At 42.2% G+C, this 7,588-nt stretch carries 6 protein-coding genes; all 6 read right to left on the reverse strand.

Translation table 11 applies throughout. The annotated features are described in order from the left end of the window. Positions 1–136: 136 nt before the first annotated feature. The 6 genes from disA to IE222_RS20320 all read right to left on the reverse strand — a co-directional run bounded on the left by disA (position 137) and on the right by IE222_RS20320 (position 7,339). On the reverse strand, positions 137–1,210 hold the full coding sequence (gene disA, locus IE222_RS20295) for a DNA integrity scanning diadenylate cyclase DisA (protein WP_191275993.1): 1,074 nt from the start codon (positions 1,208–1,210) through the stop codon (positions 137–139). A 3-nt stretch (positions 1,211–1,213) separates the two neighbouring features. Further along, positions 1,214–2,593 (reverse strand): DNA repair protein RadA, encoded by a 1,380-nt coding sequence (gene radA / locus IE222_RS20300; protein ID WP_191275995.1) that lies wholly within the window; start codon positions 2,591–2,593, stop codon positions 1,214–1,216. A gap of 130 nt (positions 2,594–2,723) precedes the next feature. Then, positions 2,724–5,168: an ATP-dependent protease ATP-binding subunit ClpC gene (gene clpC / locus IE222_RS20305; protein WP_191275996.1), complete on the reverse strand. Its 2,445-nt coding sequence runs from the start codon at positions 5,166–5,168 to the stop codon at positions 2,724–2,726. Between the two features lie 5 nt (positions 5,169–5,173). Further along, positions 5,174–6,259 carry a protein-arginine kinase McsB gene (mcsB, locus tag IE222_RS20310; protein WP_191275998.1) on the reverse strand — a complete coding sequence of 362 codons (1,086 nt, stop codon included), beginning with the start codon at positions 6,257–6,259 and terminating at the stop codon, positions 5,174–5,176. Between the two features lie 2 nt (positions 6,260–6,261). Continuing rightward, positions 6,262–6,810 (reverse strand): protein-arginine kinase activator protein McsA, encoded by a 549-nt coding sequence (mcsA, locus tag IE222_RS20315; protein ID WP_191276000.1) that lies wholly within the window; start codon positions 6,808–6,810, stop codon positions 6,262–6,264. 67 nt (positions 6,811–6,877) lie between these two features. Further along, complete coding sequence (locus tag IE222_RS20320; RefSeq protein WP_191276002.1) at positions 6,878–7,339, reverse strand: CtsR family transcriptional regulator; 462 nt, start codon at positions 7,337–7,339, stop codon at positions 6,878–6,880. Positions 7,340–7,588 lie beyond the last annotated feature (249 nt).

The following is a 7,588-nucleotide window of genomic DNA, read 5'->3' on the forward strand; positions in this document are numbered from 1 at the left end:
TCCAGAATGTAAACATTTTGAAATTCCTACGTTATGTTGTTACCTTATTTCTCATAGGGTAGCATCAGAGGAAATTTGTGTCAAATAAATTGAAACTTACAATTTTAACATAGTTCAAAAGTTCTATCAATATTTTTTATAGATAACGATGTGTATACAGTCGCTCCCTAATTAATTTAAAGCCCTCTTTAATTTTCTTTGCCCTAACCTCACCAATTCCCTCAACATCATCCAAGTCCTCAACAGTCGCTGCAATGATGCTGCACAGGTCGCCAAAAGTTCCAATTAAGTTTTCAATGATGACCGCTGGCAGCCTTGGAATTTTATGAAGAATGCGATAACCGCGTGATTTTTTATTCTCGTCAAGATGAACATAACCGTTATAGCCTAATAGTTTGAGGAGTGCCATATCCTCAATGTTTGTGCTATTAACCGCGGCCTGAATCCGCTGCAGTACCTCTTCTGGCTTTACCTCCCTGTCAAAAGCATAATCCTTGATGATTAACATTATTTCTTCTTCAAGTTCCGTTAAAATTTCATTCATCTGCAGACGGATAAGCCTTCCCTCTGTTCCAAGCTCATACAGATAGGTTAACAGTTCATTCTTAATTTTTAACACCATTTCAAACCGATGAAGCACAAGTAAAAAATCGTTATATGTAACGGACTCCTCAAATTCTAAAATACTAAAATTCGTAATCGTCTGTTCCATCACTGCTTTATATTTTTCCAATGTTTGAATCGCCTGATTGGCTTTCGTTAAAATAACGGCAATGTCTTTTAAAGCATAACGGTGATTTCCTTGATATAAGGTAATTACATTTCTTCGCTGGGAAATGGCAATCACAAGCGCCTTTGTTTGTTTGGCTACCCGTTCAGCTGTACGGTGCCGCATTCCTGTCTCTGAAGATGGAATGAGCGGGTCCGGAGCCAGCTGGCCATTGGCAATCAGAATCTTACTTGCTGAGTCATTAAGAATAATGGCACCGTCCATTTTTGCCAGTTCATATAAAAAGCTTGGTGAAAAGGCACAATTGATAGCAAAGCCGCCATCTACAACGCTTTTCACTTTATCATTATAGCCAATGACAATCAGCCCGCCGGTATTCGCCCGAAGGACATTATCAAGCCCCTCACGGATTGGTGTACCTGGGGCAATTAATTGTAATAAATCAGTTATGGTCTGTTCACTAGGCTTTTTATGCTCCATCTGTTATCCTCCTAATGCTGCCCTTAATGCCTCGCTGACTGAGGAAACACCGATTAATTCTACTCCTCTAGGGCCCTTCCAGCCGCTTAGATTATTGGCCGGGAGAATAACCCGTTCAAAGCCTAGTTTTGCGGCTTCTTGGACACGCTGTTCAATTCTGGACACACGTCTTACTTCCCCGGTTAAACCAACCTCGCCAATAATGCAATCTGTCGGCTTTGTTGGCTGATCTCTAAAGCTTGAGGCAATACTGACCGCCACCGCTAAATCGATTGCAGGTTCATCTAATTTTACCCCGCCAGCAACCTTCACATAAGCATCTTGATTTGCCAGCAGCAGCCCTACCCGCTTTTCCAACACAGCCATTAATAGCGGTACACGGTTATGATCAATTCCCGTTGCCATTCTTCTTGGATTCCCAAAGCTTGTCGGAGAAATTAATGCTTGGATTTCTACCAGAACCGGCCGCGTTCCTTCCATTGAAGCAACGACTGTGGAGCCGGCTGCCCCGCGTGACCGTTCTTCGAGGAAAATCTCTGATGGATTTTCTACCTCTTCCAAGCCAAATTCCTTCATTTCAAAAATACCCATTTCATTTGTGGAACCAAAGCGGTTTTTCACGGCCCTTAGGATCCGGTAAGTATGGTGTCTTTCTCCTTCAAAATAAAGCACGGTATCGACCATATGCTCTAATAAACGAGGCCCGGCAATCGACCCTTCCTTTGTGACATGTCCTACTATAAAAATAGCAATCCCCTTTGTTTTCCCGATTCTCATTAATTCCGCCGTACATTCCCGAACTTGGGAGACACTGCCCGGTGCTGACGTTACATCCGGGTGAAAGACTGTTTGAATCGAGTCAATAATGACAAAGCTCGGGGCTGTCTGCTCAATCGTACGATTGATTTCCTCTAAATTTGTTTCCGCATAAACAAGCAGGTTTTCAGAGGAGATTCCTAATCGTTCTGCCCTTAGTTTTGTCTGCCTTAACGATTCCTCTCCCGATATGTATAAAACCTGATGACCCTTCACCGCAAGCTGTGAGGAGACCTGCAAAAGAAGTGTAGACTTGCCAATCCCCGGGTCACCGCCGATTAGTACTAGCGAGCCTTTTACTACACCACCGCCAAGAACCCGGTTTAGTTCGGCTAAATCCGTATGAATTCTTGGTTCACTGACCATTTCAATTGAAGTAATAGGTGTAGGCTTAGAAGCAATCGCCCCTCCTTGAGAATGGGCAAACGCTCCCCTTCTCGCAGCTCCGGTTACCTCGACTTCCTCAACCATTTTATTCCAAGCGCCGCAGCCCGGGCATTTCCCCATCCATTTTGGCGATTCGTACCCGCACTCCTGACACATAAATTTCGTTTTCCGTTTAACCATGTGATTCTTCCTCTCTAGTCCTGCAGAGAATTCGATCCATATGTAAAAAAGAGGTACACGATTCAATAGTATTCACGTGTACCTCTCATCTTTTAAAAAAAATGGTAAACTTCGCTTGAGCTATAACCGTTTATTTTGTTACAGTCTCTTTCTCTGCTGTTTTAACAGTAAATTCCCCATTTTCCACATCAATTATAGCATGCTGTCCTGCGGAAAAAGTCCCCTTTAAGAGCTCCTCGGAAAGCCGGTCTTCAATATGCTTTTGAATGGCTCTTTTCAGCGGTCTTGCCCCGTACTCAGGATCATATCCCTCATCAGAAATTTTGTCCCTTGCTGCAGGGGTTAATTCAATCGAAATATGCTGCTCTTTGAGACGCTTGATTAATTGGTCTGATAATAGGGTGACAATTTCATTCAAGTGCTTTCTTTCAAGTGAATGGAAAACAATGATTTCATCAATCCGATTCAGGAATTCAGGACGGAACGCCTTCTTCAGCTCCTCCATTACTTTCCCTTTCATATCTTTGTAATTCTGGTCAGCTGTATCTTGAATATTAAAGCCGACAAACTTATTCCGCTTTAATGCCTCTGCTCCAACATTGGATGTCATAATTAAAACGGTATTGCGGAAATCTACTGTACGTCCTTTAGAATCCGTTAAACGCCCGTCCTCAAGCACTTGAAGCAGGATATTAAATACATCTGGATGGGCCTTTTCAATTTCGTCAAGCAATACAACAGAATACGGCTTTCTCCGTACCTTTTCGGTTAACTGACCGCCCTCCTCATAGCCTACATAGCCTGGAGGTGAACCTACTAAACGAGAAGTGGAGTGCTTCTCCATATACTCGGACATGTCGATACGGATCATCGCATCTTCATCACCAAACATGGCTTCAGCTAATGCGCGGGCTAATTCTGTCTTACCAACACCTGTAGGACCAAGGAAGATAAAGGAACCGATTGGACGCTTCGGATCTTTTAATCCTGCTCGAGCACGGCGGACAGCTTTCGCAACAGCTACAACCGCTTCATCCTGACCAATAACACGGGAATGCAGGATTTCCTCTAAATTAAGCAGCTTAGCAGTCTCTGTTTCTGCTAGTTTGGAAACTGGAATTCCCGTCCAGCTGGAAACAACACTTGCAATATCCTCAACGGTCACTTCGCTGTTTTCTTTACCTTGCTTTTCCTTCCACGTTTTCTTTGTCTCTTCTAACTGTTCACGCAAACGCTGTTCAGAATCTCTTAGGGAGGCTGCTTTTTCAAATTCCTGGCTTTGAACAGCTGCATCTTTTTCTTTTCTGACTTCCTCTAGCTTAACCTCGAGCTCTTTTAAATTAGGAGGTGTAGTATAAGAACGAAGTCTTACCTTTGAACCGGCTTCATCGATTAGATCGATAGCTTTATCAGGCAGGAAGCGGTCAGAAATGTAACGGTCTGACAGTTTAACAGCTGCTTCAATCGCTTCATCCGTTATCGATACGCGGTGGTGTGCCTCATATCGGTCACGCAAGCCTTGTAAAATCTGAATTGATTCTTCCGCAGTCGGTTCATCCACGCGAATCGGCTGAAAACGGCGTTCAAGCGCTGCATCTTTTTCAATATATTTACGGTATTCATCAAGTGTCGTTGCCCCAATACATTGCAGCTCACCTCGGGCAAGCGATGGTTTCAAGATATTTGAAGCATCGATTGCACCCTCTGCTCCACCTGCTCCAATTAAAGTATGGAGCTCGTCGATAAACAGAATAATATTTCCTGCTTGACGGATTTCATCCATTACCTTTTTCAGGCGGTCCTCAAATTCACCGCGGTATTTTGTACCTGCGACAACTGTCCCCATATCAAGAGTCATAACACGTTTATCGCGAAGAATCTCTGGTACTTCATTATTCACAATTTGCTGGGCTAGCCCCTCTGCAATCGCTGTTTTACCGACGCCAGGCTCCCCAATTAACACAGGGTTATTTTTCGTTCTGCGGCTTAACACTTCTATTACACGCTGAATTTCCTTGCTGCGCCCAATCACGGGGTCAAGGCTGCCTTCTCTAGCAATCGCCGTTAAATCACGGGCAAGACCATCAAGTGTTGGGGTGTTAGCATTCGCCGAAGCTCCGCCTTGATGTCCGCCAGATTCATTGCTGCCTAGCAGCTGAAGCACTTGCTGGCGTGCTTTATTTAAGCTGACACCTAAATTATTTAAGACGCGGGCGGCTACTCCTTCTCCTTCACGAATCAAACCAAGCAGAATATGCTCCGTGCCTACATAGGAATGACCTAATTTTCTAGCTTCATCCATAGAAAGTTCAATGACCTTTTTTGCTCTAGGTGTATAATGAATGATTTGCGAAGATTCTTGGCCTTTGCCAATTAGATTTTCAACTTCCTTTTGAATTTTATCGGAGCCTAATCCTAGTCCATAAAGGGCTTTAGCAGCAATCCCTTCCCCTTCACGAATTAATCCTAAAAGGATATGCTCTGTACCAATATTATTGTGTCCAAGGCGGATTGCCTCTTCTTGTGCTAAAGCTAAAACCTTTTGTGCTCTTTCAGTAAAACGGCCAAACATCATAGCGCTCACTCCTCACCTTTTATTTTTTCAGATTCCATTTTCAGACGTTCGCGAATTAATGCAGCACGTCTTATATCCCTTTCATGCGGCCTTAGCTGCCCCCCGGCATACTGCTGCAGGAAACCAGGCTGGGTAAGAATCATTAATTCATTAAGAATATTTTTAGACATTTGAACAATGTAGCCCATATCAATGCCCAGGCGGACATCGGATAAACAACGGGCCGCTTCCTTTGATTCAATAATCCTGCTATTGGTTAACACTCCTAAAGAGCGGAATACCCTGTCTTCTAATTGTATGTTAGAAGTCTTTCGTAATGCTTCCCTGGCTGACCTTTCTTGTGAAATTAACTGGCTGACAACCCCCATCAAATCGCGGCAAATATCTTCTTCAGATTTTCCCAAGGTAATTTGATTGGAAATTTGAAAAATATTCCCCAGCGCCTCGCTGCCTTCACCATAAATTCCCCTTACGACCAACCCTAATTGGTTGATGGCAGGGATAATACGATTCATTTGCTGCGTTAAAATCAATCCTGGAAGATGCATCATCACGGAGGCACGAATCCCTGTGCCGACATTCGTCGGACAGCTGGTTAAATAACCATACTTTTCATCAAACGCAAATTGAATATGACTTTCAAGCCAATCATCAATTTCATTTGCAGCCTGTAATGCATTCGATAACTGCAGCCCTGGGAACAAGCACTGAATCCGAATATGATCCTCTTCATTAATCATAATACTAATTTCTTCATTTTCGGTTAACAGTACAGCACCATCCGGCGAGTCTTCCGCAAGATGCGGACTAATTAAATGCTTTTCCACTAAAACTCTTTTTTGAAGCGGCTGCATTTCATCAATTTTTAATAACTCCATTGGCCCGAATTTTTGCAAACTTGTGGTTTTCAAAAGCTGTTCCATTTCTGCAATAATCTTTTTCGCCTCTTCATGGGAAAATAAAGTTGGAAATTTATATTGTTCAAAGTTTCGGGCCAGTCGGATTCGAGTACTTAAGACGATGTCGGAATCCGGTCCTTCCTCACTCATCCACGAGCTCACCGCTTGATGTAAAAAATGTTCGAGTGACACAGTTATTTCCCTCCCTCAACATTGCCGGCAAGCTTCCTTTCCATACTGCGAATTTCATCACGAATTTTCGCTGCCTTCTCAAACTCTTCATGCTGAATGCATTCTTGCAGACTCACCTTTAACTCATCAATTTGTTTGCGTAAATGCAAATCGCCGCCAATTCTTTTTGGTATCTTCCCATTATGTGAAAAATTTCCTCCATGAAGTCTTCTTAATACCGGCTGAAGCTGGTCTTTAAATGTTTCATAGCAATGCGCACAGCCAAACTTGCCTAGTTTCAAAAACTGTGGAAAGGTCATTGAACAGTGTCCACAGTGGAGAACCTCTTCCTGCTGAAATGGACTTTGACTTGGTTTTTGAAAAGATGGGTCAATTTTTAATAATCCAGCTAGCAAATTATTAAAGTTAAATCCTGATTGTCCGCTAAACATAAACATCTCACTTTTTTCCTGAGCACATACTTCACATAGATTTACTTCTGTCTTTTCACCATTAACAATTTTGGTAAAATGAAGTGCCGCAGGTCTTTGATTACACTCTTGGCAAATCATATTTTCACCTCTCCTAAAGCTTCGTATCTCTCCACGGTGGCAGGAGAGTCATTCGTAATATTCAGCTTTATTTATATTTCAAAGTGGTCAGCATAGCTTTAAGCATTCTTGCTCTTAATTCGTCACGATAAGGAAGATCAATATACAATACGGAACGGTCAATCACACTTAACATAATTTTGGCTTCCCTTTTTGTTATGATTTCCTCCTGAACAAGCCTCCCAATAACATCTTCGGCACTCGCTTGACTAATCCTGCTTTGAAAAAGTGACAATAAATGATTAATTAAGCTGGCAGAATCATGAGACTCTACTTTCATAATACGTATATACCCGCCTCCGCCGCGTTTACTCTCAACAATATAACCTCTTTCGATCGTAAATCGGGTATTTATAACATAATTTATCTGTGAAGGAACACACTGGAATTTATCTGCAATTTCGCTTCGTTTAATTTCCACATGATCTGCTTCACTCATTTCTAAAACCTGTTTTAAGTACCTTTCAATAATATCGGAGATGTTCCTCATCTTCCCACCCCCCATTATCATCTGACTTTGACTATATTTGACTTTAATTATACTTAAATTTTTTTCAAGATGCAACGGTTCACTACATTATGATTTTCTCCAAATTCTGCGGTTGCAAAACATAAGATTTGTGGGAAAAAACTACTATTTATTTTTACCGATTATTTTTATCAGCGGAAATCGTCAAAAAAAGCAAAAAAAAGACAATCTTTTTCAGATTGTCTTTTTTTTGCCCGGCAGCGTCCTACT

This window comes from Neobacillus kokaensis (genome assembly GCF_014656545.1).
Classification (GTDB): Bacteria; Bacillota; Bacilli; order Bacillales; family Cytobacillaceae; genus Neobacillus; species Neobacillus kokaensis.